We start from the raw sequence: 26,936 nt of genomic DNA, 5'->3' as shown, positions 1-26,936 counted from the left end.
ATGCAATTGCCCCAGCAGCTCGCTCCCATATCTCATGCCGCACTAGAATCACTTTTTGAATCTGACGCGCTCTCTCACTGGTCTGAATCAACGCTGCAACAGCTGCGTTATATTGCGGGTTTAAGTAAGTTTGTTGCCGACACATTATCGAGTGACGAACGCCTGCAACAGTTGCTACCAGAGATGCTGATATCAGAGTCACGCTGTGAAAGTTACCGCGAGCGTTTGGCAGAGCAATTGGCAGCATGCAGCGATGAAATGCAAGGCCATCGAGTGTTACGCCAGTTTCGTAACCGAGAAATGGTCTACATTGCGTGGCGTGATTTTGCTGCGACTTGGACCTTAGAAGAGAGTCTGGCCCACCTTTCTCAGCTCGCTGAAGCGATGATCTTTGAAACCTATCAATGGCAATACAAAGTTTGTTGCGAGCAGTGGGGGACCCCGACCAATGCGGCTGGAGAAGCGCAGCCAATGTTGATTATCGGTATGGGCAAGTTAGGCGGTGGGGAACTTAACTTCTCTTCTGATATCGATTTGATTTTTACCTACCCAGAAAATGGTGAAACAGAAGGGGCACGTCGCAGTATTGCCAATGCTCAGTTTTTTACCCGTTTAGGCCAACGAGTTATCAAAGCGCTCGACCAACACACTTTTGATGGCTTCTGTTATCGGGTTGATATGCGTTTACGTCCTTTTGGTGATAGTGGCCCTTTGGTGATGAGCTATGCGGCACTGGAAGATTACTACCAAGAGCAAGGGCGTGACTGGGAACGCTACGCAATGATCAAAGCGCGTGTCATGGGGAGTGAAATGTACCCAGAGTACCAAGAGCTGCGTCAAATGCTGCGCCCATTTGTTTTCCGCCGCTACATCGATTTTAGTGCGATTCAATCTCTGCGCCGCATGAAATCAATGATCAGTAGTGAAGTCCGCCGCCGAGGGTTAAGTAACAACATTAAACTTGGCGCGGGTGGGATTCGCGAAATTGAATTTATCGCTCAGGTGTTTCAGTTGATCCGTGGTGGTCGTGAGCCAAGCTTGCGTCAAAGAGGGCTGCTTGAAACCATTGATGCGATTGAAGAGTTAGAACAGCTCACGGCACAAGAGACGGAGCACTTGCGTCAAGCTTATAAGTTCTTACGTCGACTAGAAAACTTACTGCAAGCGATGGCCGACAAGCAAACGCAAACATTACCTGAATGTGAAACCGAGCAATTACAACTTGCCGTAGCGATGGGCTATCAGCAATGGGAGCAACTGATTGCCGATGTCCAAACTCATATGGCCAATGTGCATGCGGTATTTGGTGAGCTAATTGGTGACGATGAAGAAGAGCAGCAAGATATCGCTAAACATTTTGTTGAACTGTGGGACATGGCGGCTAAACAAGATGTGCTTGAACAAATCCTAGAAACCGACATTCAAGCTGAACAATCGCAGCAAATGGCTGAAACCATCATTCAGTTTAAGAAAGACTTAGCTAAGAAGACGCTCGGACCACGCGGTCGAGAAGTGCTGAACAGACTGATGCCGAAAATCTTCTCTGCGATTTATACCCATAAAGATGCTCAGTTTGGTTTGCCGCGAGTGCTGCATTTACTGCATCGAATCGTCACGCGGACTACGTATCTAGAATTGCTCGATGAGCATCAAGCGGCGTTGATTCAACTGGTTCGCCTATGTACCGCGAGTCCGATGATTTCAGAGCAACTTGGCCGTTACCCGATTTTGCTTGATGAACTGATTGACCCACTGCAGCTTTATAATCCTATCCCTCTAGAAAGTTATCAAAGTGAGTTGAGAGACTTCCTCGCCCGTATTCCTGAAGATGATATGGAGCAGCAAATGGAAGCGCTGCGTCAGTTTAAGCAGATATGTATCTTACGTATTGCGGCAGCCGACATTGCTGGTGTCTTGCCAGTAATGAAAGTGAGTGATCACTTAACCTATCTGGCTGAGGCCATCGTTGAGTCTGTAGTCGGTCAGGCGTGGTTACAAATGACGGAGAAATTTGGCGTTCCTTCTCACCTAAAAGACCGCGAAGGCAAAGGTTTTGCCGTTATCGGCTATGGCAAAGTTGGTGGTTGGGAGCTTGGCTACAATTCAGACTTGGACATTGTGTTTATGCATGATAGCCCAGTTCACTCCTACACTGATGGTAAAAAAGAGATCGATGCGCGCCAGTTCTACTTGAGACTCGCTCAGCGCATTATCCATATTTTCTCTACTCGCACGGCATCTGGCATTCTCTATGAGGTAGACACTCGCTTACGTCCATCAGGGGCGTCAGGATTATTGGTTAGTCCAACGGACGCCTTTGATGAGTATCAACGTCAAGATGCTTGGACTTGGGAGCATCAAGCTCTGGTTCGCGCGCGAATGATTTTTGGTGATGAACTTTTACAGCAAGCTTTTGCTAAGACGCGTCATGAAATACTTACTTTAGCGCGCGATGAAGCTAAATTGGTTAAAGACGTTTCCGAAATGCGAGTAAAAATGCGCGACCATTTGGGTGGCAAGAAGAGCGGGCGGTTTATGCTCAAACAAGACCCAGGTGGTATCACCGACGTTGAGTTTTTAGCGCAATACCTGGTACTACGTCATAGTCATGAAAAGCCTAAATTGACTCGTTGGAGTGACAATGTACGTATTTTTGAATCTATGATGGCGCAAGGAATTATGGAAGAGGATGCCGCGGTGGCGCTGACTCATGCCTATACCAGCATGCGCGATCAAATCCACCACCGCAACTTACTCAACCTTGATGCGGATGTGGCGGAAGACAAATTTGTCTGCGAGCGTGAGCTTGTGATGAAACTATGGCACGAGTGGTTAGAATAACGCTGAACCTTTATGCTAAACTCTTGCCCGAATTAGAATTTGGAGATCCACAATGAAGCCAATCCTACCTAACTACAGTGATTCTGGTGTGCTTATCATCGGTGACGTGATGCTTGATCGTTACTGGTATGGCCCAACTGGTCGCATTTCACCTGAAGCGCCTGTGCCTGTAGTCAAAGTAGAGAATAATGAAGAGCGTCCTGGTGGTGCTGCTAACGTTGCAATGAATATTGCCTCGCTTGGTGGTCACGCTCATATTGTTGGTTTAACAGGGATAGATGAACCGGCCAAAGCGCTCAATGAAACGCTTTCTGCACTAAAAGTAAAATGTGATTTTGTTGGATTACCAAATTATCCAACCATTACTAAATTACGTGTGATGAGCCGTGGTCAGCAACTGATTCGCTTAGACTTCGAAGATAAGTTTGAGAATGTGGATGCTGAATTGATCCTTGATCGTATGGAGCAAGCGCTACCAAAAGTGAAATCAGTGGTGTTATCTGATTATGCAAAGGGTGCGCTAGAGCACGTACAAAAGTTTATTCAAAAAGCACGTTCAGCGAATGTTCCTGTGTTTATTGACCCTAAAGGTGCGGACTTTGAACGCTACCGTGGTGCTACGCTACTGACGCCGAACATGGCTGAGTTTGAGCTGGTGGTGGGTAAGATAAAGTCAGATGAAGAGCTAGCAGAGAAAGGTCTCGCTCTGATCGAAGAGTTTGACTTTGAAGCGCTGCTTGTGACTCGTAGTGAGCATGGCATGACGTTACTGCGTCGTGGTCAAGAGCCGTTCCATCTGCCGACTCAAGCGAAAGAAGTCTACGATGTCACAGGTGCCGGTGATACAGTTATCTCTGTACTTGCAGCTTCTGTAGCGGCAGGTAAGCCGCTTGATGAAGCATGTGCGCTCGCAAACGCAGCAGCAGGCATTGTTGTTGGTAAGCTTGGTACTTCAACGCTATCAACCATCGAACTGGCAGAAGCGGTTCATGGTAGCCAAGACACTGATTTTGGTGTGATTGGCGAGCAAGCTCTGATTGAGGCAGTGAAAAAGGCTCAAGCAAAAGGCGAAAAAGTGGTCATGACCAATGGCTGCTTCGATATTTTGCATGCTGGTCACGTTTCTTACCTGAACCATGCTGCTCAGCTTGGTGACCGCCTGATTGTAGCGGTTAACACTGATGAGTCGGTTAAGCGTCTTAAAGGACCTGGTCGTCCAGTAAACCCAACAGATCGCCGTATGGCCGTTCTGGCTGGTTTAGGTGCGGTTGATTGGGTGGTGCCATTTGGTGAAGATACGCCACAACGTCTGATTTCTGAAGTATTGCCAGACTTACTCGTGAAAGGTGGTGATTACAAACCGGAAGAGATTGCGGGTGGTAAAGAAGTGATTGCCAACGGTGGTAAAGTGGAAGTACTTAACTTCGAAGATGGCTGTTCAACCACTGAAATCATCGATGCGATTAAAGGTGGCCGAGGCTAACCCGAGTTAATCAATATAAATGGTCGCTGATTAGCGGCCATTTTTGTATCTGAAATCTAGATATAAAAAATGGAGCCAAGCGGCTCCATTTTTTGAGAAAGAGTGAATTACTCTTCTATGCCACTTATTCTTCTAGGTCACCACAGAAGCGGTAGCCTTCACCGTGAATCGTTGCAATGATTTCTGGTGTGCCAGAAACTGATTCAAAGTGCTTACGAATGCGACGGATTGTAACGTCTACTGTACGATCGTGTGGCTTAAGCTCACGTCCAGTCATTTTCTTCAGTAGATCTGCACGAGTCTGGATCTTGCCTGGGTTTTCACAGAAGTGAAGTAGGGCACGGAACTCAGAGCGTGGCAGCTTGTAACCGTCACCGCTTGGGCTAACTAGCGAGCGGCTATTGATATCTAGCACCCAACCGTTAAATACGTACTTCTCAACGCTACGTTTCTCTTCACTTACTACGCTTGAATTCATCGAGCGGTTAAGTAGGTTGCGAGCACGGATAGTTAATTCACGTGGGTTAAACGGCTTAGTGATGTAATCATCTGCACCGATCTCTAGACCAAGAATCTTATCAACTTCGTTATCACGGCCTGTTAAGAACATTAGCGCAACATTTGCTTGCTCACGCAGTTCGCGAGCGAGCAGTAGACCATTCTTGCCCGGTAGGTTGATGTCCATAATAACCAAGTTAACTTGGTTGTCAGACAGCACCTGGTGCATCTCTTCACCGTCACTGGCTTCGAAAACAGCGTATCCCTCTGCTTCAAAAATACTCTTTAGAGTGTTACGAGTTACTTGCTCATCTTCAACAATAAGAATGTGCGGGGTTTGCATTGGCGGTACCTAAACTTGTGAAAAATTTGTGCTAATAGAATAAATTCTAGGCAAAAACATAACATACAGGTAATGTGATGTTGATAATAAACCAAAGCCTGTAAAATTACACTCTCTTTGATCGCCCGCCATCCATGGTGCTTACTTTCTACACTTGAGGTCCAAATTCCTCAGTATCCCATTAGTCTTTGAGGCGGATTTTATAATGTTAACAGCATGCTAACAACGTAGAAGTCCTAATTCCAATCACTTTGTTGATTTATATCAAGAGTTGGAATGTAACAAATATTAATAGTATCTACTAAATGTAAATCAATTGGAGGCTATCATGATAGAGGCTGAACTATGGCAAGCCTATTGTGACCCCTACTTCAGTTTTTCTGCGCAGCCTCGGAGTGCCACTTTTGCCATTATTACCGCTTGGAACCCGAGAAGCGTTTGCTTGTCTGAAATTGATAATGACCTAAATAATCAACACTTAGCGCAAGAAATAGACCATACTTGTTATAGCAGTGTACTGGTTGGCGATGAGAACTTTAGTTGGTGTGAGGCAAGCTTTGCTGTCGATATTAGCCTCGATAAAGCGCTAGTTTTAGGCCAAAAGTACCACCAAAATGCGATTTATTACGTAGAAGGAGAGTGGTTGTTTCTGGTCTCTTGTTTAGAAGAACAAAACAAGGTCTTGCTAGGGAGATGGCAAGATCGATGTAGATAATGGATTTAAGAAGCTCATGGAGGAAAAATGAAAGATATTACACCTGATATTTGTGACAAGCATGAAGATAAAGTGACGCTGCTAGCGCTACCTCTGCATAGTTTTGGACGCAAGCTCGCGTTTTACGGTGAAATCGTAACGGTACGTTGTTATCACGATAACTCTAAAGTTCGCGAAATGCTCAGCCAAGATGGCACTGGGAAAGTGTTGGTTGTTGATGGCCATGGTTCGTGTCAAAGGGCGTTATTGGGTGACCAACTTGCTATTCTGGCTATCGATAATAATTGGGAAGGTGTCATTGTGAATGGTGCGGTAAGAGACGTGGCTGCCATGTCAGAAATGGAGCTCGGAATCAAAGCACTTGGGACTAACCCGTTTAAGACAGAGAAGCGTGGGGTAGGAGAAATCAATGTGACTCTTACTATCCACAATCAAATGATTCAGCCAGGGGATTACATTTACGCCGATTGGAATGGTGTATTAATGTCAACCGAGCTTTTAGACTGGAGCTAAAAGCGAAAGCCTAAACCGACCTCAACGCCTTTTTGCCATTCTTGATAATCGAGAGTGGCATGAATATCCAAGTTTTCCGTTAACTTCAGGCGGCTTGATACTTCAGCTGAAAGGCGTTTTTCTTTCCCTTCCTCAATGCTTTCTTCACTCGATGAGTGCAGCATGCTTTGTACCGATACTCTTGGCGTCACTTGGTAGCTAACACCACTTAAGAAGCCTGTTTCGTTGATCTTATCGCTATTGTTTAAACGAGCGCCGACATAAAGGTCGATGCGATCGAAAACATTGTATGAGTAACCGCCGTCTACTTTCCAAGAATCGAAATCGCGTTGATCATTTTCACTAGATAAAAAGATCTTATGTGGTGAGGTACTTTGTTGAGAAGGTAATGGAGGAAGCTCCGTGGCAAGTAATGGACAGGCGAAAGCAAGCGCTGACAGGCTTAATATTATTTTCATTGGCCGCTCCCTTGCTTGTTTTTCGTCCACTGCGTTTGTAATTAAAGCATAAAACGAATGAACTAGTAGCAACTTTTATATAGCAATTAGTTATTATGATATGTGCTTATAGTTTCATTACTTGGTTAAATTAAATTGTTACCTAAGTTTTAATTGTGAATGCGAGTAACACTAAGTGTGAACAAAAAATAGTAACTTTTCATTGACGCAAGGATGAAAAATAGGTTAAACGTATGGGTAAGCAAACACATCGTGAAGATAAATATAGTATGCAGCATCAAAGCCTAGTAATGACCACAACCATTATTATTACCGACATCGCAATTGTTGGGGCAGGCTGCTAAGCGAAACAAATTCAAAAAAAAGGCCTGTATCCAACAAGATACAGGCCTTTTTTTATGCCGATTTAAAACATTTTGGAGGAAGGGATGCGAGTTTTAAAGTTTGGAGGTTCATCATTAGCGGATGCTGACCGTTTTTTACGAGCAGCAGATATCATTGCTAATAATGCCCAGCAAGAAGAAGTGGCGGTGGTGCTTTCTGCACCAGGAAAAACCACAAACAAGTTAGTCTCAGTGATTGACGGTGCACTGAAGAATGGTGAAGCAGAGCTGCAAATCGCAGAGCTAGAAGATTCTTTCCGCGATTTATTCCAAGATATTAAGCAAGTGCTGCCTAACCTTGATGGCAGTGGCTATGACAACCAGGTTAAGACCTCGCTGACTCAACTGCGTCAGTTTGTTCATGGTATCAACCTACTTGGAATGTGCCCAGACAATGTCAACGCTCGCATTATTAGTAAAGGTGAGCGCGTTTCAATTCAGCTAATGAAAGCGGTTTTAGAAGCAAAAGGCCAAGCGGCAAGCTTAATCGACCCTGTTCAATACCTATTTGCTCGTGGAGAGCACTTAGAGGCGATGGTTGATGTTGAAGTGTCGACTCAGAACTTCCGTCAAAACCCTCTACCTCAAGGTCACGTCAATATCATGCCGGGCTTTACTGCGGGTAACGAAAATGGTGAGTTGGTTACGCTTGGTCGTAATGGTTCTGATTATTCAGCAGCTGTTCTGGCAGCTTGTCTACGTGCTGATTGCTGCGAAATCTGGACAGACGTTGATGGTGTTTACAACTGTGACCCACGCCTTGTTGACGATGCACGTCTACTAAAATCGTTGAGCTACCAAGAAGCGATGGAGCTTTCTTACTTTGGTGCATCCGTTCTGCACCCTAAAACCATCGCGCCTATTGCCCAGTTCCACATCCCTTGCTTAATCAAGAATAGCTTTAACCCTCAAGGTGCGGGTACGTTGATTGGTCAAGATACTGGTGAAGATAAGTTAGCGATCAAAGGCATCACGACTCTAAGTGATCTGACGATGGTCAATGTCTCTGGTCCGGGAATGAAAGGCATGGTAGGCATGGCGAGCCGCGTATTCGGCGCGATGTCATCAGCAGGCGTATCCATTGTACTGATCACTCAATCATCATCTGAATACAGCATCAGTTTCTGTATTGAAGCGCAAGACAAAGCCCTAGCAGAGCAAGCGCTATCGGACACATTTGAACTGGAATTGAAAGACGGTCTACTAGAGCCTGTAGAGTTTATCAGCGATGTTGCCATCGTAACTCTTGTTGGTGATGGTATGCGTACTTCTCGCGGCGTTGCTTCGCAGTTCTTCTCATCACTTGCAGAAGTGAACGTTAACATTGTTGCGATTGCTCAAGGCTCATCAGAGCGTGCTATCTCTGCGGTTATCCCAGAAGATAAGATTTCTGAAGCGATTAAAGCGTGTCACGAGAACCTATTCAACTCGAAACATTTCCTCGATGTGTTCGTTGTTGGTGTGGGCGGTGTTGGCGGTGAGCTGGTCGATCAGATCCAGCGTCAACAAGCGAAACTGGCAGAGAAAGGCATTGTGCTGCGTGTTTGTGGCCTAGCGAATAGTAAAGGCTTGTTGCTTGATAGCGAAGGTCTGCCTTTAGACCATTGGCGCGATCGCATGAACGACGCATCGGAAGAGTTCAGCCTAGCGCGTCTCATCTCTTTGGTTCAACGCAACCACATCATTAACCCGGTATTGGTTGACTGTACGTCAAGCGAAGTCATTGCTAACCAATATGCGGACTTCTTAGCGGCCGGTTTCCACGTCGTTACGCCAAACAAGAAAGCCAATACTGCGAGCATGGCGTACTATCACCAGTTGCGTGATGTTGCCCGTAGTTCTCGTCGTAAACTTATGTATGAAACGACGGTAGGTGCAGGTCTGCCGGTTATCGAAAACCTTCAAAACCTCATCTCAGCGGGTGATGAGTTAGAGCGTTTTACAGGTATCTTATCGGGCTCACTCTCTTATATCTTCGGTAAGCTTGATGAAGGTATGACACTGAGCCAAGCGACGAATATTGCCAAAGACAACGGTTTTACTGAACCCGATCCTCGTGATGATCTATCCGGTATGGATGTAGCGCGTAAACTGCTGATCCTTGCGCGTGAAGCGGGCATGAACTTAGAGCTTGAAGATGTAATTGTTGACCAAGCGCTGCCACCGGGCTTTGATGATTCCGGCAGCATTGAAGAGTTTATGGCTCGTCTCCCTGAAGCGGATGCCTATTTTAAAGAGCAATCAGCGAAAGCGGCAGAAGAAGGCAAAGTACTGCGTTATGTCGGTGAAATCGTTGATGGTCAATGCCGAGTGAGTGTTGCTGCGGTTGATGAAAACGATCCTATGTTCAAGATTAAAGACGGCGAAAACGCGCTGGCATTCTTTAGCCGCTACTACCAACCAATCCCGCTAGTTCTGCGTGGTTACGGGGCAGGTACAGAGGTAACGGCAGCAGGTGTCTTCTCAGACGTGATGCGTACATTAGGTTGGAAGCTAGGAGTATAAACATATGAGTCGTGGTATGGATGTAGTGGTTTACGCTCCAGCATCAATCGGAAATGTCAGTGTAGGTTTTGATGTGCTGGGGGCCGCAGTGTCACCAGTTGATGGCACTTTACTTGGTGACCGAGTTCAAGTGAAGGCAGGCAATGAGCCTTTTTCGCTCAAAACCGCGGGCAGCTTTGTCGCAAAGCTGCCAGAAAACCCAAAAGAGAACATCGTCTATGACTGTTGGCGTGTTTTTGCTCGTGAATTAGAAAAGAAAGGGGAAGCACTACTTCCGCTTGAAATGACGCTTGAGAAAAACATGCCTATCGGTTCTGGTCTTGGTTCAAGTGCCTGTTCAATCGTCGCAGCATTAGATGCGTTAAACCGCTTCCATGGTGAACCCCTTGACGAGACTGAGCTTCTGGCCCTGATGGGTGAAATGGAAGGGCAGATCTCAGGTGGTGTGCATTATGACAACGTTGCACCGTGTTACTTAGGCGGCGTGCAATTGATGCTAGAAGAGCTAGGCATTATCAGCCAAGAAGTGCCGTGTTTTGATGATTGGTATTGGGTAATGGCTTACCCTGGTATCAAAGTTTCGACGGCTGAAGCAAGAGAGATCCTACCATCTCAGTACCGTCGACAGGATATCATTGCTCATGGTCGTCATTTAGCGGGCTTTATTCATGCGTGTCATTCGAATCAGCCAGAGCTCGCGGCAAAAATGATCAAAGACGTGATCGCTGAACCGTATCGTGCGAAACTGCTACCGGGGTTCGCTGATGCTCGTCAGTATGCGGCGACCGCAGGCGCTTTAGCTACCGGCATTTCTGGTAGCGGCCCAACACTATTTAGTATTTGTAAAGATAAAGATGTCGCTGAGCGTGTAGCTCGTTGGCTCGAACAAAACTACGTACAAAATGAAGAAGGATTCGTCCATGTTTGTCACCTGAACAAGCAAGGTTCGAACGTAACAGGAAGTGAGCTATGAAGCTGTACAACATTAAAGAAAATGACGAACAAGTTTCCTTTGGCCAAGCCGTTCGCCAAGGTCTAGGCCGTAATCAAGGTCTATTTTTCCCACAAGAACTGCCTAAGTTTGATGATATCGATGCGCTGTTAGCAGAAGATTTTGTTTCACGTAGTACCAAAATCTTATCAGCAATGATTGGCGATGAACTCGCGGAAGAACAAGTAAATTCAATGGTTGATGCAGCGTTCCAATTCCCTGCACCAATTAACAAGGTTAAAGATGGCGTTTACGCGTTAGAGCTATTCCACGGTCCTACACTGGCGTTTAAAGACTTTGGTGGCCGTTTTATGGCTCAGTCTTTAGCGGCCGTTTCTGACGGCGGTAAAATCACTATCTTAACGGCAACGTCAGGTGATACTGGCGCGGCAGTTGCCCATGCGTTCTATGGTATGGAAGACATCAATGTTGTTATTCTATATCCGAAAGGCAAAATTAGCCCGCTGCAAGAAAAGCTATTCTGCACACTAGGTAAAAACATCCACACGGTTGCGATTGATGGCGACTTTGATGCGTGTCAGGCGTTAGTGAAGCAAGCATTTGATGATGCCGCGCTACGTGAAGAGATCGGCCTTAACTCAGCAAACTCAATCAACATCTCACGTCTAATGGCGCAGATTTGTTACTACTTTGAAGCCGCTTCTCAGCTGAGCAAACAAGAGCGTGAAAATCTGGTCGTTTCGGTACCAAGTGGCAACTTCGGTAACTTAACGGCAGGCTTGCTAGCTAAAGCTCTGGGGTTACCTGTTAAACGCTTTATCGCGGCAACGAATGAAAATGACACTGTGCCTCGCTACCTAGAAACAGGTCAGTGGGATCCAAAGCCAACCGTTGCAACAACGTCGAACGCGATGGATGTGAGCCAACCAAATAACTGGCCGCGTATTGAAGAGCTATGCCAGCTGAAAGAGTGGGGCTTAGATACACTAGGCAAAGGTAAAGTCTCTGACGAGCAAAGTGCTGAGTCGGTCCGTGACCTTAAAGCGCAAGGTTACCTATGTGAGCCGCATGGCGCGATTGCATACCGCTTACTTGATGAACAGCTACAAGAGGGTGAAACAGGTCTGTTCCTATGTACCGCGCACCCAGCGAAGTTCAAAGAAGTGGTTGATGAGATTCTAGGCTCAGATATTGACTTACCAGCCCCGCTTGCTAAGCATGCCGCGATGGAGTTGCTTTCTGAAGACCTAGCTAATGACTTCGACTTACTGAAAGAAGTGTTACGTCGAGTGCAGAAGTAATCTGCGTAGCTTGGATAGTAAAAAGGTCACTTCGGTGACCTTTTTTTGTTTCTGTAGGTTATTACCTAATAGTCATTCCTTGCCTTACCACTGTCATCCTCCAGAGTGAGGAACGAACGAGTTGGGGATCTATTAAAGCAAGTCGAATTGGGTATAGAGATTCCTTACTCACTCATACTTCGTTCTAAGGAATGACAATCAAAGCCAATATTTTCAATTAACGATTCAATGCAAAAGTGGGCAGCGATAAGTGCCAACGAATGGCACCAAGGCGAATCAGTAACGTTGAGAACACACCTGCCAAGAATGCAGTATCACTGTCACAACCCATCGCTAATGCAGTGGTATGGAATACGCCGCCAATGATACAGGCAGTCGCGTAGACTTCACTTCTCAGCACCATCGGCACTTCCCGTGCGAGAACATCACGGATGATGCCGCCTCCACAGCCAGTAATCACGCCCATAATTATCGCAACTAATGCAGAATCTTGGTAAGCCATGGTTTTCTCTACACCGATGCCGACGAAGACCGCTAAGCCAATCGCATCACAAACTGGCAGGATCCACCAAGCAAGACGCTTTGGTCGTCTAACAACAATCATTGTTAGCAAGCAAGTGATGAGGATTGTCCAAAGATAGTTGGTGTCGGTGATCCAAAAGACGGGGGTTGCCCCTAACGCCATATCACGAATGGTGCCACCACCAATGGCGGTCACACTGCCTAATACAGCAACCCCAAACGGGTCCATTTTTAATCGACCTGCAAGCAGGACACCTGAAACGGCAAAAATTGCCGTACCGAACAAATCGATAACGTAAAGCAGCATGGAGTCCATGTTACTAAAATCTCTTACTAAAATATGGGAACAAGAAGTGAGGAGGAATTGTACGAGATCTTGTAGTTAAACGTTAGCGTTTTTCCCTTGTGGTCTCGAAATGCTCACAAACTTGCTCAATCGCGTTAAGTGTTCGCGGAGTAGGGCGGTTAATCCAGTCTGAGTTGAGCGACCACATATAGCCATTTTGTACTGCTGATAGTTGCTGATTCCACTTTTGCCACATATTACCATTTTCGATGGCATGCTCCGAGGTGAAGATAACATCAGGGTTTTGGATGATGACTTGCTCCATGCCGACTTGAGGGTAAGGGGCAGCACTATGCTCAAAAATGTTTTCGCCACCACAGAAGCTAAACACTTCACTCGGCCACTTTCCTTTAGCGAGTGTGATAATCGGCTGCTCGCTCAATTGATAGAAGTAGCGTACAGGAACATCAGTATGATATTTGGCTTTTAACTCTTTTAGGCTCTGCCTGAAGTCGTTTGCCGCTTGTTTACCCACACTTGGGTCGTCTGAGTATTGGCTGAGCTGTTCAATATTATTCGCAATATCTGCAAGCGAGTTGGTCTGCGAGTAGTATATGTCAAAGCCGAACTGCTCGAGCTTTTTCAGCTCTCCCATCGGGTTACCAGATGGCCAAGCAATGATTAAATCAGGTTGAAGCGCGATGATGCGCTCTATTTTGATTCCTTGATAGTTAGATACTTTCTCGATGTTCTTTGCTTGCTCGGGGTAGTCACTGCGCTCACTGACCGCGACCAGTTTATCGCCAAGTCCGGCAGCGAAGGCTATTTCCGTTGCATGGGGAGCAAGGCTAATCACCTTTTCAACAGTGGTTGCATGAGCGGTTGAAATAGCGAGAGTCGTTAAAGCGAAAAGGTAGCGTCGCATTTAAAATCCTTGATAAACGAGGCCCATGATAAGACTTTGAATTGCAATCCAAGCGAACATACGCCAAGCGAGTAGCTTCTGAACTTGGGCAACATGAATGGCGGATGGGGCAATGCGTCCGCCTAGCTTGGCTCTGACCGCTTTGTGTTTGTTATAGATTGCTGGACCACCTAAAGAGAGTTCCAACTTCGCACCAACAGAAACCAGTAACCATGCTGGCCCCGGAAGAGGCCAAGATTTCGCTTGTTGTGAAATAAGCTGCGCGGTCTCTTTCGCTCGGTGACCAATGGCAATCATAATGGCAAACAGGCGCATCGGGATAAAATCAAGTACGGCGACGGCACGTACCGCAGGAATACCGAATGGGGAAAATTGTTGTCTTGATGGAGACCAAGCTCGGGCCAGTTCAACACTCATTCGATACAAAAATGCTCCGATGCCTCCAGCGATGGCGTACCAAAACAGCACCCCAACCACATTGCGACCGTAAGACATGATCAGCGTTTCTGACCCCGCTTTACCGAGTCCGAGCAATGAAAGCGAAGAGGTAGTGCGGTTGACGATGGGTTTAATCAACATCTTAGCGTGCTCTTTATCTTCACGAGCTAACGCTGCGACAAATTGAGCGGTGAACTTATCGGTGTTGCGCCAGTCGATGGCGAGTAAGAGAAAAGCCAACTCAAACAGTTGAGGCTGCCACACTAGTGGCTTGAGCGCGATCAGAACGATTAGCATCGGTAGTAGCATTAATAGCCAAGCTAAAGTGCCTGAAATGATACTTTGCGAGTAGTTGCTGTTGTTATTAACTTTATCTGCCAGTTGCTCGGCAAATTTGTGCCAAAGTATTGCTGGGTGCGCTTCGCGGGGAAAAGGAAGAATGAGGTGAAACAACAGAGCGCCCCATAGTACTAGGAGCGCTCCATTGGCGTAAAAATGATTGAATATATCTTCCATGATATCGCTTGTTTTCCTTTTAAGGCTTATTTAAGCAGCTCAACCATTTTAACCACCATTTCTGATGAGCTCTTCGCTGCTAGCGGTAGGAACTCATCGAAGCTCATGCCAGCTTCTTTATCTGCCACGTCAGATATAGCGCGTACGACAACAAATGGGACTTTGAATTGGTGACAAGTTTGAGCAATGGCTGACGCTTCCATCTCGACCGCAACGACTGAAGGGAAGTTGTGGCGAATGAATGCTTGGCGCTCTGCGCTTGCAATGAAGGCATCGCCAGTACAAATTAGGCCACGTACAGCATGTGTGTCTTTCATTTGCTCTAGTGCTTTCTCTGCCACATCCATTAACTTTTCATCTGCGATGAATGCCGCTGGCTGCTGAGCCATTTGACCAATTTCATAGCCAAATGCAGTCACGTCTGCATCGTGGTGACGAACTTCTGTTGAGATAACCACATCACCCACGTTTAGGCTTGAATCAAAGCCGCCTGCAGAGCCAGTGTTGATGACTACATCAGGCTGATACTCATCCAGTAGAATTGTTGTACCAACCGCTGCTGCTACTTTACCAATACCTGACTGAAGCAAAACAACCTCAACACCGTTGATCTGACCTGAGAAGTAAGTACAGCCCGCTTTGCTAACTTCTTCACGGTTTTCAATTGCTTGTTTAAGAATGGAAACTTCTTGCTCCATTGCACCAATGATGCCGATTTTCATAGAGAATCCTGTTTATTCAAATAGGTAGGTTTTATTGGCCTAAGTGTAACAGAAAAGATTTGGATGCGGGAACGCAGAAAAGCTACTGTATTCGGAGTTGAGAGGTATCATTCCATAGAGTGACGAAGGAGCGAGTAGGGAACCTCTTAAAGTCTTCGACTCGCTTAAAGAGGTCTTCAACTCACTCGACTCTCGCCCTTTGCTTCTTTCTCAAAGAACCTATTGCTTAACTTCTAGACATCCCATATAATTCGCGCTCCTCGTGTCGGCTGAATCAGAGATTGGCTGGCACAATGTTTAACTTACTCTTATTTAGGAGAGAATTATGTCTCTGAATGCAGAAACTAAAGCAGCAATCGTTGCAGAATACGCTCAAGTTGAAGGTGATACAGGTTCACCAGAAGTTCAAGTAGCTCTACTTACAGCTTCTATCAACCACCTACAAGGTCACTTCAAAGCGCACAAAGGCGATCACCACAGCCGTCGTGGTCTTCTACGTATGGTTTCTCGCCGTCGTAAGCTTCTTGACTACCTGAAAGGCAAAAACCTTTCTCGTTACCAAGATCTAATCAAGCGTCTAGGCCTACGTCGCTAATCAGCGGCTGCATAGAACAGTTTGTCGAAAAAGGGGCTTTTAGCCCCTTTTTTGTTGCCCGTTACTTATTTTAATTGCTATAGCTTAGCCAAATCACTTTTATACCGTTATACTACGCACGGTAAAAATCCCTAATTGGGATTTTCTACGTAATTACTCATTGCATTGCAGTCAACCACGTCGACCAAAAGGTCGCGACTATTCAAAGTGAACTCCCCCAAACGACAGTTCATTTTCACTAGTCGCGATTTGTGATGTCTTGAGTTCCAAATCAATATCATCTGAGCACTATCGAATGATAGAAGGCTGAGAAACAAGGAATTTCCATGTTCGAAAAACCAGTTGTTAAAACGTTCCAGTACGGTAACCACACAGTTACTCTAGAAACTGGCGTTATTGCACGTCAAGCTACTGCAGCAGTTATGGTTACTATGGACGATACATCAGTATTCGTTTCTGTAGTTGGTAAGAAAGAAGCGGTAGAAGGTCAAGACTTCTTCCCTCTAACGGTTAACTACCAAGAGCGTACTTACGCGGCAGGTAAAATCCCAGGTGGCTTCTTCAAGCGTGAAGGTCGTCCATCTGAAGGCGAAACTCTAACGGCTCGTCTAATCGACCGTCCGATTCGTCCTCTATTCCCAGACGCATTCAAAAACGAAGTTCAGGTTATCGCGACAGTAATGTCAGTAAACCCAGACGTTCAACCAGACATGGTAACAATGATCGGTACTTCTGCTGCTCTTGCTATCTCTGGTATTCCGTTTAACGGTCCTATCGGTGCAGCACGTGTTGGCCATATCGATGGTCAACTAGTTCTGAACCCAAGCAACACTGAGCTAGCAACGTCTAAGCTTGACCTAGTTGTAGCGGGTACTGAAGGCGCTGTTCTTATGGTTGAGTCTGAAGCAGACAACCTAACTGAAGAAGAAATGCTTTCTGCAGTTGTATTTGGCCACGACCAACAGCAAGTTGTTATCTCTGCAATCAATGAATTCGCAGCTGAAGTAGCAACTCCAGCTTGGGATTGGGTTGCTCCTGCAGAGAACACTGCACTAGTAGCTAAGATTGCTGAACTAGCAGAAACTAAGCTTGTAGAAGCTTACCAAATCACTGAGAAGATGGCTCGTTACGACCGTATTCACACGATTGCTGCAGAAGTAAATGAAGTGCTACTTGCTGAAGATCCAGAAGCAAACACGAAAGAAATTCACACTATCTTCCACGATCTAGAGAAGACAGTTGTTCGTCGTAGCATCATCGCTGGTAACCCACGTATCGATGGTCGTGAAAAAGACATGGTTCGTGCGCTTGACGTACGTACTGGTGTTCTTCCACGTACTCACGGTTCTTCACTATTCACTCGTGGTGAAACTCAGGCAATCGTAACTGCGACTCTAGGTACGCAGCGCGACGCTCAAATCATCGACGAGCTAACAGGTGAGCGTAAAGATCACTTCCTACTACACTACAACTTCCCTCCATACTGTGTAGGTGAAACTGGTTTTGTAGGTTCTCCTAAGCGTCGTGAAATCGGCCACGGTAAACTTGCTAAGCGTGGTATTGCTGCTGTAATGCCATCTGTAGATGAGTTCCCATACACAGTACGTGTAGTATCAGAAATCACAGAATCTAACGGTTCTTCTTCAATGGCTTCTGTATGTGGTACTTCTCTAGCACTTATGGATGCAGGTGTTCCAATTAAAGCTTCTGTTGCGGGTATCGCAATGGGTCTAGTTAAAGAAGGCGACGACTTTGTTGTTCTTTCTGACATCCTTGGTGACGAAGACCACCTAGGTGACATGGACTTTAAAGTAGCAGGTACTAACGACGGTATCACTGCACTTCAGATGGATATCAAGATCGAAGGTATCACTAAAGAGATCATGCAAATTGCACTTAACCAAGCGCAAGGTGCACGTAAGCACATCCTATCTGTAATGGATGAAGCTATCTCTGGTGCTCGTGAAGATATCTCTGAGTTTGCTCCGCGCATTCACACAATGAAGATCAGCGCTGAGAAGATCAAAGACGTTATCGGTAAAGGTGGTGCAGTTATCCGTGCTCTAACTGAAGAGACAGGTACAACTATCGAAATCGAAGACGATGGTACAATCAAGATTGCTGCAACTGAAGGTACAGCTGCGCAAGAAGCAATCCGTCGTATCGAAGAGATCACTGCAGAAGTTGAAGTGGGCCGTATCTACACAGGTAAAGTGGCTCGTCTAGCGGACTTCGGTGCATTCGTTACTATTCTTCCTGGTAAAGATGGTCTAGTACACATCTCTCAAATCGCTGACAAGCGCGTTGAGAAAGTGTCTGACTACCTTGCTGAAGGTCAAGAAGTTCAAGTTAAAGTACTTGAAATCGACCGTCAGGGCCGCGTTCGTCTAAGCATGAAAGAAGCGGTAGAAAAGACAGAAGAAGCAGTAGCTGAAGAAAAGCCAGCAACTGACGCATAATTTAGCCATTGTAGGCTAATGAGTGAATTAGCCAATTTTGCTAAAAGCATGTTATAAAGGGAGCATTACGCTCCCTTTTTTAATGTGTATAGACTGAGATTTTGCTCAGTGACAGGAGTACCTATACGTGAAATGGTTTCGAACAGCATCGATTAGTCTTGTGCTATTAGTCACGGCCGGTTGTGCCTCAACCTCTAATGACAGTGCGCAATGGCTATACCCACCAATGGCTGTTCCTTTGCAGGCTAGTGTGCAACAAGAAGTTCAGATTGCTCGTTTATCTCAGCTGTTGACGCGCCCTGATTTATCGAATGATGTTAGAGCAAAAATGCTTTATGAGCGCGGTAATTACTATGACAGCGTTGGTCTGCGTGATTTGGCTCGATTGGACTACAACCAATCACTGGCATTAAATCCTGCACAGCCTGATCTGTTTAACTTACTCGGTGTCTACTTTACCCAAGTAGGTGAGTTTGATGCCGCTTATGACGCGTTTGATTCAACCCTCGAATTAGCCCCAGACAATACTTATGCCGCTCGTAATAGAGCAATCGCTTTGTATTACGGTGATCGTATCGATCTTGCTTTAGAAGATATGCAAAAGCATTACGATCAAGATCCAAGTGATCCGTTTAGAGCGCTATGGCTTTATATTGTTAAGCATGAAAAGGAGCCTGAGTTAGCGCGCCAAGAGCTGGAGCAACGCTACCAGATGCGTGATGAGCAATGGGGTTGGGTATTAGTGGCGATCACTTTAGGTGACGTGACTGAAGAGCAAGCCTTCAAAGCGATTCTTGCTGGCACAAGAGATAACACGGTATTGGCGCAGCGCCTAACGGAAGCTTACTTCTACCTAGGTAAGCGTTACCAAGCTGAAGGCGACTTTGCGAGTGCAATCTCTCTATACAAGCTAGCTATTTCATTTAACGTGTTTGAATATGTTGAGCACCGTTACTCTTTCCTTGAGTTGAGTCGTATCTACAATCAAGTTAAAGCGGAGCACTTGGCTAAAGCCAAACAGGCCAAAGCGCAAAAGGCTCAGTAAGCACTCTTTAATGAAATAAAACCGCTGCTCTTAGCGGTTTTTTATTGCCTAAAATGTGATTATGGCTAAAATAGTTAGCCTTGCTAACTAAAGTGCGACACAGATGACATTAGAGAACAGTTTGATTGAGTTAGAGCGATTCTGTTCTAAAGCTTGGCGTGTCTATGCCAAGGAAGATCCGTTATCGCTACTGAGCTTTAATGAGTTCGATTACCTTAGAGTGATCCAAACTTCACCTGAAGGGATGAGGATTACTGACTTAGCGGAAGAGATGAAAGTCAGCAAGCCATCGGCATCAAACATGGTGGCACGTTTAGAAAAGAAAGGTTTAGTGCTTCGAGTACCTTGTAACGAAGATGCACGTTCTAAGCGAGTGACGTTGACGGAAAAAGTGATTCAGGATTTATCACTAGAGCAAGTTGTTTATAAGGAAATTGCCCAAGCGATGAACGCCAAACTATCGGATAAAGAAGCCGAACAATTGGTATCGCTGTTGGAAAAATCATTTAAAGCTTAAATTTAATTATTTAGTTAGCCTTGCTAACTAATGGTGATAAGAATGCAAACTTCAATCTATAAACAATTTTGGTGTTATACCATACCAACGGTCGCGGCAATGTTGGTTAATGGTTTATATCAAGTCGTTGATGGAATTTTTATTGGCCGTTATGTCGGCGCTGATGGTCTAGCGGGTATCAATGTCGCGTGGCCTGTGATCGGCTCGATTCTCGGCATTGGTATGCTGGTGGGCGTTGGTACAGGGGCGCTAGTGTCTATTCGTCAAGGCGAGCAAGATACGCAAGGCGCCAAGCAGATATTAGCGACTGGCTTAGTCTTGTTGTTTGCTCTGACCCCATTTGTTTCAGGGATCTTATTCTTCTTTGCGGAAGAATTTCTTTATTGGCAGGGGGCTGAAGGGCGTGTATTTGATCTCGGTATTCAGTACCTTCATATCTTAATTGGCGCATGTGCGTTCACGTTGGGCTCAATTGCGATGCCATTTTTGCTTCGTAATGATGATAGCCCAAACCTGGCCACAATCTTGATGGTCATTGGTGCGCTGATTAACATCGTGTTAGATTACCTGTTTATTGCTTGGCTTGATTGGGAGTTAATGGGAGCGGCGCTAGCGACTGCAATCGCACAACTGGTGGTAACAGGGTTAGGTTTATTTTACTTCTTCTCAGCAAAAGCTAAGCTGCGTCTGCGCTGGAGTGAGTTGAGGCTGAAGTTCGCTGTGATCCCTCAGATCTTTGCCATCGGTACGTCAAGTTTCTTTATGTATGCATATGGTTCAATGATGGTGGCACTGCATAATGCACTGTTTTCGCAGTACGGTGATCAGCTGATGATTGGTGCTTATGCGATTCTGGGCTATATCGTCACGGTTTATTACCTGACAGCGGAAGGGATTGCGAATGGTATGCAGCCACTAGTGAGCTATAACCATGGTGCTCGTAATCAAGAGAACATTCGTAAATTGTTGAAAGTGGCGATGTACAGTGCCGTGTCTGTTGGTGTGGTATTCGTCATACTGCTCAACTTGTTCCCAACGCAATTTGTATCCGTATTCAACAAAGGCAATACTCAGCTAGTGGAGTATACGGTATTGGGTATTCGTCTACACATGTTTGCTTTGGCTCTCGACGGCTTTTTAGTGGTGGCGGGCGCTTACTACCAAGCGATCAATAAAGGCAGCAAAGCGATGTTTGTTATGCTCGGCAACATGCTTATTCAACTGCCATTCTTGTACATCATGCCGAAACTTTTTGGTGTACCAGGTATTTGGATTGCTTACCCATTGTCGAATATTGCTCTCAGCGCAGTCGTTATCTTTATGTTGATGAAGGATATACGACGCTTTGAAAATAAGCCGGCGGAACAAGCCATCGCATAAAAAGAAAGGGCTCATTAGAGCCCTTTTCTATGTTTTAGCATTCGTTAGATGTTTTTTATTTCTAGGCCAGCAAGCTGGTGCCAATAGCCATTACATTGACGACTTTCGATGGTGGCAGGGCTCTGACCTTGTTCATTGGCACGGAACTTATCCATCTGAGAGAAGGTATCGATACCTAGAGGGCTAAGGCGTACCACATCCACTAAACCATTCATGCTTGGTAAATCGTTGATCAGGTTATAGCAATAGCCAGATTGAGTCTGAATACCGTTAAGGTTAAATACCTCTTGGCCTTCTTGGCTGCTTACTTGAATACCAGTCGGGTATTTAATACAACAAGTCTCACAATCATCTTTAGCCTTATTCTCAGCACGAGCAGTAAAGCAGCGAGCAGAGTAGGCTAGCGGCAGATAGCCGTGGCTAAACACTTCCACTTCAAACTTATTCTTGATCCCTAACTCATCACATTGGTTGAGCACATTACCCAGCCACTCACGTGACAGTTCAACCGGCATACACCAGCGGGTCATTCCCTGTTTCAAGAATAGATTTAGCGTATGCGCATTGTAGGTATTGATCGCAGGGCCAACGACGAAAGGTACTTTATGCTCATAGGCTAATTGAATCGCCGACACATCGTTTGCCTCAATCGCGAAGTCACCGTTGTTGATGTATTTCTTCATCACGTTGACTTCGCTTGGCGCTTCCAGTAATGCCATTGTTGAGAGGACAACTTGCTTTCCTGCACTGCTGAGTTCTTTAGCAATCTCAAACCAGTGGCCAGGCTTCATCTCTCTGCGTTTTGAACAGACACTTTCACCTAGATAAATGATATCGGCAGAGCTATTTTTGGCTTGGTTGTAAAAGTCTTCGACGTCCTGCTTCGGCCAAAAATAAAGCAGTGGGCCTAGTGCATATTTCATGTTGTTTTCCATTCTGTTCTCTACTGCCATTTACGGTGGTAAGCACCAAGCGTGGTTTGTGTGCCTTCTGAGACATTTGCGAGAGCAGCATCCCAAGCAGGTTCAACATGGTAGCCTTCTGGGTTGGCTAGGTAGCGGTCGATCGCTGCGCGCCATGTACGTGTCACTTGCTCCACATAAGCAGGGCTACGCTGACGACCTTCAATCTTCACCGAAGCAACATTAGCGGCAAATAAATCCGGTAGCATGGATAAAGTATTTAAACTGGTTGGCTCTTCCAGCGCGTGGTAAGCCTTGCTCTGATTGTCGAGTTCGGTGACGAAGCGCCCTTTACACAATGTTGGGTAGCCTGCGTTTTCACCATCGCTGTAACGGTCGATAAGAATATCATTGAGGCGTGACTCCAAACCGTTATCTGTCTCTTGCCAGCGAACATATTTTGCTGGTGAGCAAGCACCAACCGTATTTGGTGATTCCCCAGTCATGTATGAAGAAAGGTAACAGCGGCCTTCCGACATAATACATAGGCTGCCAAAGGCAAACACTTCAAGTTCAACATCACTGGTGATATTGCGTGACAGCTGTTTCACCTGATGGATAGACAATACGCGCGGTAAAACAACACGCTTAACGTTGAAGTTGTTTTTATAGAAATCGATAGCAGCAACGTTGGTCGCGGATGCTTGAACGGAGAGGTGAAGCTCAAGTTCAGGGTATTTACGTGCGGCATACTCCAGTACGGCAATGTCTGCGACAATCAGCGCATCAACCCCACTATGGGCAGCACGGTCAACCGCCTCAGTCCAACGTTCAAACCCATTAGGGTGAGCAAAGGTGTTCAACGCAACATGAATCTTTTTCTTGTTGTCATGAACATACTGCACCGCTTTTTCGAGTTTTTTACCAGTGAAATTCAAACCCGCAAAATGTCGCGCATTGGTGTCATCTTTAAAACCGATGTAGACCGCATCTGCGCCACAATCAATTGCAGTTTTTAATGCAGGTAGATTACCTGCTGGGCATAGGAGTTCCATTGCTCTACCAAGACTGTGTTCTTCTAAAATTGTTGAGCATTTTATGAAGAATTGTGAATGGCAAATTTGATGTAAGGCAGGTTTGAGTGAGTTTCTAAGTTAAATAATCACTTAGAGTTAGTTTTTGTGGCGACGGTTTTGTGCAAACAGCTCTTCAACTTCTTGTCGTGGTTGAGGGCGGTAGAAGTGGAAGCCCTGAATGGAGTTACAGTTGAGGTTGGATAATAGGGTTGCCTGCTGTTGAGTTTCAACCCCTTCAGCAACAACGGTTAAGTTAAGAGACTTACCGAGGTTGATGATGTTTTCAATCACGGTGATCTGCTTCGGCAGCGTATCAATATCAGAGATGAAAGCGCGGTCAATTTTTAGCTCATCAATTGGGAAGCGTGCTAGGTAAGAGAGAGATGAGTAACCCGTACCAAAATCATCAATCGATAGGGCAAAACCAAGTCTCTTGATTGCATTGAGCATTTGCAGTGTGTGTTCACTGTCACTCATCACGGCACTTTCGGTAAGCTCAAAGGTAATACAGCTAGGATCAAGCTCAGTGGTACGCAGTAACTTTTCCATATAGTCGATCAGTTTAGGGTTACCAAACTGTTCTGGTGACAAGTTGATCGCAACGCGGCCGGGCAGGATTCCCTGTAGCTTCCAGCGTTTAACTGTTGCAAATACATCACGCATAACCACTCGGCCTAAATGTTCGATAAGGCCCGCGCGTTCTGCGACAGGGATAAATGCACCAGGACTAATATAGCCTTCAACAGGGTGTTTCCAGCGGATCAACGCCTCGGCGCCATTGATACTAAAGTCGCGTGCATTGACTTTAGGTTGATACCAAACCTCCAAACCATTTTGTTGCAGTGCTTTTTGCAGTTCGATCTCTAGCCATAGACGCATTCGCGCTTCTTTGTTCATTTGATCATTGAACTTGATCAGACGGTTACGGCCACGATCTTTCGCTTCATACATCGCGGTGTCTGCATTTTGCAGCAGAATACGTGCATCGTTGCCATCGCCAGGGTAGGCGACACTACCAATCGAACAAGCGAGTCGCTTACTGAAGTGGTGGAGATCAAAAGGCTGATTGATCAAAGAGATAATGCGCTCTGACAACATTTCGACCATACGGTTGTTGTCAGGTTCAGGTAGGATAATTCCAAACTCATCACCTCCTAAATGCCCTAACACCGCTTGCTGTGGTAAAAGACGCTTAAGACGAGAAGAGACTTCTTTAATGACTTTGTCGCCAATATGGTGGCCTAAAGAGTCATTAATGTTTTTGAAGTTATCGATATCAAGATAAAGCATGATGAGCGGCGTTTCGTTGTGAATCAGCTGCTCTAGTCGCTTGGTAAAACCGAAACGATTATACAGTCCAGTTAGTGAATCTAAGTGGGCATCTTCGTGCTGCGAGCTTGATAACGTTACTTGGCCTGATTCTGCATCTTGAATCAGCACCAGTTGCGAATCGCTGCCCAAGACCATAGTAGAGTCGGCGAGCAATTGTACTTTGCGCTCAAAGCCGCAGCGAGGCCCTGTTAGACAAGTTAACGGTGTTTCACTCAATTGTTCGATGAAACTGTCTGAAAAAACCGTTTTAGTTTTTTCATCGACGAAAAGTCTCGATAAGCTCTCTCCAAGAATATCTTGCATTGACTCAAAGCCAAGTAAGCGCAGTGCTGCTGGATTGGCTGAGATGATACAGTCACCTTCGAGAAGGAAAATGCCCTCTGGCAGTAAAGATGTCAGGGTAGAGAATTTACCTTCAGATTCTTCTAATGAGCGGACTAAGATTTGCTTTTCTGAGGTATCGAGCGCATGAAAAATGACATGCTCAATTTTGCCGTCACTGTCGATTGGCGAGAGATTGAAATGAAGACTCGTCTCAAGACCCAGATCGCCAATCGTCATTTCTGCTTCTATGGATTCACCTTTAAAGGCCCTCGCATAGTAAGGCTTTAAATGGTCATAGAACTGTTGGCCCATGATCTGGCTGTCATTCATGCCGACCAATTCGGTTGAGGTTAAACCTGCAATATCACAATAGCGCCCGTTAACCATCGCATAATTATGCTGGTTATCCAGAATGGCGAAAAAAAACGGACTATTGGCCGTTATTTTTGTAAACCAGTGCTGTAATTGTTGCGATAGCATCAAGTTTGTTCCGACTCTCCGACGAGCAATATATTCACAGTATAAGTGAACCTGAGTGATGTAATTACTATAACTGTCCTAGCGCCTAGTTTAAAGAGTTAAACCAGAGCACCTATTTTTTGATAAATAACAGGAATTGGCAGTAAAACATACTCTATGATGGGGGACTTAGCTAACAAAGTAACGGATAATTCGCGTGATTAACAAGATTCGCACCCAACTAGTTCAAAATGCCGCATCAATTTTGCGATCTCCAGTCCACTTATTGCCTCAAACTGTACAAAAAAAAGCCTTGCTTGAAGGGCTAAAAACTGTGTTTAAAGAAGCGTTAGAAGACGGAGACTTTGAGTTTCTTGAAGATAAGTGGCTAAAAGTAGAAGTAAAAGATATGCAGCTAAGTTGGTTGATTAGCTATGAAAATGAGCAAATTGTCGTGGCAGATCACGAAGTCAAAGAGGATGTGCTGTTCAGTGGTAACCTCAATGACCTTGTTTTGATTGCCGGGCGCAAAGAAGATCCAGACACTTTGTTTTTCCAACGTCGTCTAAAAATCGAAGGTGATACTGAGCTAGGGCTTGAAGTTAAAAACCTAATGGACAGTGTTGATCTCGAATCTTTACCAAAAGCATTACAAACTCTTCTAAATCAACTAGCCGATTTTGTGCAAAAGGGCTTACAATCGCCTACAACACAAAAAGAGGTTGTAAATGCTTATTCGAACTGAAGCGCCAGCAGATATCCTGGCTATCGATAGATTACTGAAGTCTATATTTGAGACTGAGGCTGAAGCTAACTTAGTGATGAAGCTGAGAGAAAACGGCCGCCGTACACTTTCCCTAGTTGCTTGTAGCGATGAAGGTGAAGTTATAGGTTATGTGCTGTTTAGTCCAGTAACGATTGCAGGTAGCGATCTTAATTGGCAAGGTTTAGCCCCTTTAGCTGTACATCAAGATTATCGTAACCAAGGCATTGCTGCCGAATTAGTCAAAGAGGGCTTTGCTTCTTTACTGGAGTTTGGCTACCCAGCTTGTGTGGTACTGGGTGATCCTGCTTATTATGGCCGTTTTGGTTTTGAGAGTAGCGCTAAGTTCAATATGCATTGCCAATGGGAAGTACCAGAAGGGGCATTCCAAGCTGTGGCACTCGCTGATGGTGAACTGGATGGCCACTCAGGCTTGATTGAGTATAGTCCTGAATTTTTAGAAATTTAGCGCGCAATAAAAGAGGAGCGAAAGAAAAGTTATACTTTTGTCCTTTTTTTGACCGCTTAAGTCTAAGTGCGTGCTTTTTTGAAAAAATCTACTTGTCAGCGTAATCGTGTTTCGCTAGTATTGCTCGGCCTTCGATAAGGAGGTCGCTAGCCTTGTTCAAAAACACGATAAAATGCGTTTTCGAGCGGCGCTGGCTCAACAATTTGGAACATAG

General features: G+C 45.5%; 23 protein-coding genes and 1 other annotated feature. Of the genes, 14 read left to right on the top strand and 9 right to left on the bottom strand.

Going from position 1 to position 26,936, the window contains the following annotated elements; genetic code table 11:
• Together glnE and hldE are read left to right on the top strand one after the other, a co-directional pair.
• Window positions 1-2,841, top strand: a complete 2,841-nt coding sequence (gene glnE / locus VIA_RS19980) for a bifunctional [glutamate--ammonia ligase]-adenylyl-L-tyrosine phosphorylase/[glutamate--ammonia-ligase] adenylyltransferase (RefSeq protein WP_004415574.1) — start codon at window positions 1-3, stop codon at window positions 2,839-2,841.
• A 52-nt stretch (window positions 2,842-2,893) separates the two neighbouring features.
• Window positions 2,894-4,324 (top strand): bifunctional D-glycero-beta-D-manno-heptose-7-phosphate kinase/D-glycero-beta-D-manno-heptose 1-phosphate adenylyltransferase HldE, encoded by a 1,431-nt coding sequence (gene hldE, locus VIA_RS19975; RefSeq protein WP_004415573.1) that lies wholly within the window; start codon window positions 2,894-2,896, stop codon window positions 4,322-4,324.
• 124 nt (window positions 4,325-4,448) lie between these two features.
• Here the strand turns inward: hldE and arcA are convergent, their stop codons facing one another.
• A complete protein-coding gene (gene arcA / locus VIA_RS19970) occupies window positions 4,449-5,165 on the bottom strand; it encodes a two-component system response regulator ArcA (protein ID WP_004415571.1) in 717 nt (238 codons plus the stop codon).
• Between the two features lie 328 nt (window positions 5,166-5,493).
• Here arcA and VIA_RS19965 point away from each other — a divergent pair, with 328 nt between their 5' ends.
• Entirely contained in the window at window positions 5,494-5,880 is a 387-nt protein-coding gene (locus tag VIA_RS19965) for a DUF3293 domain-containing protein (protein WP_004415570.1), read from the top strand.
• 27 nt (window positions 5,881-5,907) lie between these two features.
• Entirely contained in the window at window positions 5,908-6,393 is a 486-nt protein-coding gene (locus tag VIA_RS19960; protein WP_004415568.1) for a putative 4-hydroxy-4-methyl-2-oxoglutarate aldolase, read from the top strand.
• Here VIA_RS19960 and VIA_RS19955 read toward each other — a convergent pair.
• Window positions 6,390-6,851 (bottom strand): hypothetical protein, encoded by a 462-nt coding sequence (locus tag VIA_RS19955; protein ID WP_004415567.1) that lies wholly within the window; start codon window positions 6,849-6,851, stop codon window positions 6,390-6,392. The two genes, VIA_RS19960 and VIA_RS19955, sit on opposite strands and share 4 nt — an antisense overlap.
• A gap of 278 nt (window positions 6,852-7,129) precedes the next feature.
• Window positions 7,130-7,250 (top strand) — a sequence feature (Thr leader region).
• A gap of 29 nt (window positions 7,251-7,279) precedes the next feature.
• On the opposite strand from VIA_RS19955, the gene thrA reads away from it, so the two are divergent.
• From thrA to thrC, 3 genes are read left to right on the top strand one after another with little or no spacing between them, the layout of a single operon-like run.
• Window positions 7,280-9,739 carry a bifunctional aspartate kinase/homoserine dehydrogenase I gene (gene thrA, locus VIA_RS19950; RefSeq protein WP_004416893.1) on the top strand — a complete coding sequence of 820 codons (2,460 nt, stop codon included), beginning with the start codon at window positions 7,280-7,282 and terminating at the stop codon, window positions 9,737-9,739.
• Window positions 9,740-9,755: 16 nt separating this feature from the next.
• Window positions 9,756-10,712: a homoserine kinase gene (gene thrB / locus VIA_RS19945; protein ID WP_004416890.1), complete on the top strand. Its 957-nt coding sequence runs from the start codon at window positions 9,756-9,758 to the stop codon at window positions 10,710-10,712.
• The gene (gene thrC, locus VIA_RS19940) at window positions 10,709-11,992 is read left to right on the top strand and encodes a threonine synthase (protein ID WP_004415562.1); all 1,284 of its coding nucleotides are present in this window, start codon (window positions 10,709-10,711) and stop codon (window positions 11,990-11,992) included. The genes thrB and thrC overlap by 4 nt, the downstream gene beginning before the upstream one ends.
• A 217-nt stretch (window positions 11,993-12,209) precedes the next feature.
• Here thrC and VIA_RS19935 read toward each other — a convergent pair whose 3' ends face one another.
• From VIA_RS19935 to mtnN, 4 genes are all read right to left on the bottom strand, one after another.
• Window positions 12,210-12,830, bottom strand: coding sequence for a TRIC cation channel family protein (locus VIA_RS19935; protein ID WP_004415560.1), 621 nt, complete (start codon window positions 12,828-12,830; stop codon window positions 12,210-12,212).
• 73 nt (window positions 12,831-12,903) lie between these two features.
• On the bottom strand, window positions 12,904-13,725 hold the full coding sequence (gene btuF, locus VIA_RS19930; protein ID WP_004415556.1) for a vitamin B12 ABC transporter substrate-binding protein BtuF: 822 nt from the start codon (window positions 13,723-13,725) through the stop codon (window positions 12,904-12,906).
• Complete coding sequence (locus tag VIA_RS19925) at window positions 13,726-14,679, bottom strand: cobalamin biosynthesis family protein (protein WP_004415553.1); 954 nt, start codon at window positions 14,677-14,679, stop codon at window positions 13,726-13,728.
• 26 nt (window positions 14,680-14,705) lie between these two features.
• Window positions 14,706-15,401, bottom strand: a complete 696-nt coding sequence (mtnN, locus tag VIA_RS19920; protein ID WP_004415551.1) for a 5'-methylthioadenosine/S-adenosylhomocysteine nucleosidase — start codon at window positions 15,399-15,401, stop codon at window positions 14,706-14,708.
• A gap of 325 nt (window positions 15,402-15,726) precedes the next feature.
• On the opposite strand from mtnN, the gene rpsO reads away from it, so the two are divergent.
• The 5 genes from rpsO to VIA_RS19895 all read left to right on the top strand — a co-directional run bounded on the left by rpsO (window position 15,727) and on the right by VIA_RS19895 (window position 21,397).
• Entirely contained in the window at window positions 15,727-15,996 is a 270-nt protein-coding gene (gene rpsO / locus VIA_RS19915) for a 30S ribosomal protein S15 (protein ID WP_004415549.1), read from the top strand.
• A gap of 326 nt (window positions 15,997-16,322) precedes the next feature.
• Window positions 16,323-18,455, top strand: a complete 2,133-nt coding sequence (pnp, locus tag VIA_RS19910) for a polyribonucleotide nucleotidyltransferase (protein WP_004415547.1) — start codon at window positions 16,323-16,325, stop codon at window positions 18,453-18,455.
• 127 nt (window positions 18,456-18,582) lie between these two features.
• Window positions 18,583-19,500, top strand: coding sequence for a lipoprotein NlpI (nlpI, locus tag VIA_RS19905; RefSeq protein WP_004415544.1), 918 nt, complete (start codon window positions 18,583-18,585; stop codon window positions 19,498-19,500).
• Window positions 19,501-19,603: 103 nt separating this feature from the next.
• Window positions 19,604-20,017: a MarR family winged helix-turn-helix transcriptional regulator gene (locus VIA_RS19900; protein ID WP_004415540.1), complete on the top strand. Its 414-nt coding sequence runs from the start codon at window positions 19,604-19,606 to the stop codon at window positions 20,015-20,017.
• Window positions 20,018-20,059: 42 nt separating this feature from the next.
• Window positions 20,060-21,397, top strand: coding sequence for an MATE family efflux transporter (locus tag VIA_RS19895; protein ID WP_004415537.1), 1,338 nt, complete (start codon window positions 20,060-20,062; stop codon window positions 21,395-21,397).
• 44 nt (window positions 21,398-21,441) lie between these two features.
• Here the strand turns inward: VIA_RS19895 and VIA_RS19890 are convergent, their stop codons facing one another.
• From VIA_RS19890 to VIA_RS19880, 3 genes are all read right to left on the bottom strand, one after another.
• Window positions 21,442-22,320 (bottom strand): U32 family peptidase, encoded by an 879-nt coding sequence (locus tag VIA_RS19890; protein WP_004415535.1) that lies wholly within the window; start codon window positions 22,318-22,320, stop codon window positions 21,442-21,444.
• A gap of 20 nt (window positions 22,321-22,340) precedes the next feature.
• Window positions 22,341-23,354, bottom strand: coding sequence for a ubiquinone anaerobic biosynthesis protein UbiU (gene ubiU, locus VIA_RS19885; protein WP_004415530.1), 1,014 nt, complete (start codon window positions 23,352-23,354; stop codon window positions 22,341-22,343).
• Between the two features lie 117 nt (window positions 23,355-23,471).
• Window positions 23,472-25,511, bottom strand: a complete 2,040-nt coding sequence (locus tag VIA_RS19880) for a sensor domain-containing protein (protein ID WP_004416881.1) — start codon at window positions 25,509-25,511, stop codon at window positions 23,472-23,474.
• Between the two features lie 196 nt (window positions 25,512-25,707).
• Here VIA_RS19880 and ubiT point away from each other — a divergent pair, with 196 nt between their 5' ends.
• Window positions 25,708-26,235, top strand: a complete 528-nt coding sequence (gene ubiT, locus VIA_RS19875; protein ID WP_004415525.1) for a ubiquinone anaerobic biosynthesis accessory factor UbiT — start codon at window positions 25,708-25,710, stop codon at window positions 26,233-26,235.
• On the top strand, window positions 26,219-26,722 hold the full coding sequence (locus tag VIA_RS19870; protein WP_004415523.1) for a GNAT family N-acetyltransferase: 504 nt from the start codon (window positions 26,219-26,221) through the stop codon (window positions 26,720-26,722). The genes ubiT and VIA_RS19870 overlap by 17 nt, the downstream gene beginning before the upstream one ends.
• The last annotated feature ends 214 nt before the right edge of the window (window positions 26,723-26,936 follow it).

Source organism: Vibrio orientalis CIP 102891 = ATCC 33934, from assembly GCF_000176235.1.
In the GTDB taxonomy this organism is placed as follows: domain Bacteria; phylum Pseudomonadota; class Gammaproteobacteria; order Enterobacterales; family Vibrionaceae; genus Vibrio; species Vibrio orientalis.
This window is presented reverse-complemented; position numbering and strand designations above follow the sequence as displayed.

Coding starts and splice junctions, on each gene's coding strand:
- glnE (WP_004415574.1), top strand. CDS start 1: ATGCAATTGCCCCAGCAGCTCGCTCCCATATCTCATGCCGCACTAGAA.
- hldE (WP_004415573.1), top strand. CDS start 2,894: ATGAAGCCAATCCTACCTAACTACAGTGATTCTGGTGTGCTTATCATC.
- arcA (WP_004415571.1), bottom strand. CDS start 5,165: ATGCAAACCCCGCACATTCTTATTGTTGAAGATGAGCAAGTAACTCGT.
- VIA_RS19965 (WP_004415570.1), top strand. CDS start 5,494: ATGATAGAGGCTGAACTATGGCAAGCCTATTGTGACCCCTACTTCAGT.
- VIA_RS19960 (WP_004415568.1), top strand. CDS start 5,908: ATGAAAGATATTACACCTGATATTTGTGACAAGCATGAAGATAAAGTG.
- VIA_RS19955 (WP_004415567.1), bottom strand. CDS start 6,851: ATGAAAATAATATTAAGCCTGTCAGCGCTTGCTTTCGCCTGTCCATTA.
- thrA (WP_004416893.1), top strand. CDS start 7,280: ATGCGAGTTTTAAAGTTTGGAGGTTCATCATTAGCGGATGCTGACCGT.
- thrB (WP_004416890.1), top strand. CDS start 9,756: ATGGATGTAGTGGTTTACGCTCCAGCATCAATCGGAAATGTCAGTGTA.
- thrC (WP_004415562.1), top strand. CDS start 10,709: ATGAAGCTGTACAACATTAAAGAAAATGACGAACAAGTTTCCTTTGGC.
- VIA_RS19935 (WP_004415560.1), bottom strand. CDS start 12,830: ATGGACTCCATGCTGCTTTACGTTATCGATTTGTTCGGTACGGCAATT.
- btuF (WP_004415556.1), bottom strand. CDS start 13,725: ATGCGACGCTACCTTTTCGCTTTAACGACTCTCGCTATTTCAACCGCT.
- VIA_RS19925 (WP_004415553.1), bottom strand. CDS start 14,679: ATGGAAGATATATTCAATCATTTTTACGCCAATGGAGCGCTCCTAGTA.
- mtnN (WP_004415551.1), bottom strand. CDS start 15,401: ATGAAAATCGGCATCATTGGTGCAATGGAGCAAGAAGTTTCCATTCTT.
- rpsO (WP_004415549.1), top strand. CDS start 15,727: ATGTCTCTGAATGCAGAAACTAAAGCAGCAATCGTTGCAGAATACGCT.
- pnp (WP_004415547.1), top strand. CDS start 16,323: ATGTTCGAAAAACCAGTTGTTAAAACGTTCCAGTACGGTAACCACACA.
- VIA_RS19900 (WP_004415540.1), top strand. CDS start 19,604: ATGACATTAGAGAACAGTTTGATTGAGTTAGAGCGATTCTGTTCTAAA.
- VIA_RS19895 (WP_004415537.1), top strand. CDS start 20,060: ATGCAAACTTCAATCTATAAACAATTTTGGTGTTATACCATACCAACG.
- VIA_RS19890 (WP_004415535.1), bottom strand. CDS start 22,320: ATGAAATATGCACTAGGCCCACTGCTTTATTTTTGGCCGAAGCAGGAC.
- ubiU (WP_004415530.1), bottom strand. CDS start 23,354: ATGGAACTCCTATGCCCAGCAGGTAATCTACCTGCATTAAAAACTGCA.
- VIA_RS19880 (WP_004416881.1), bottom strand. CDS start 25,511: ATGCTATCGCAACAATTACAGCACTGGTTTACAAAAATAACGGCCAAT.
- VIA_RS19870 (WP_004415523.1), top strand. CDS start 26,219: ATGCTTATTCGAACTGAAGCGCCAGCAGATATCCTGGCTATCGATAGA.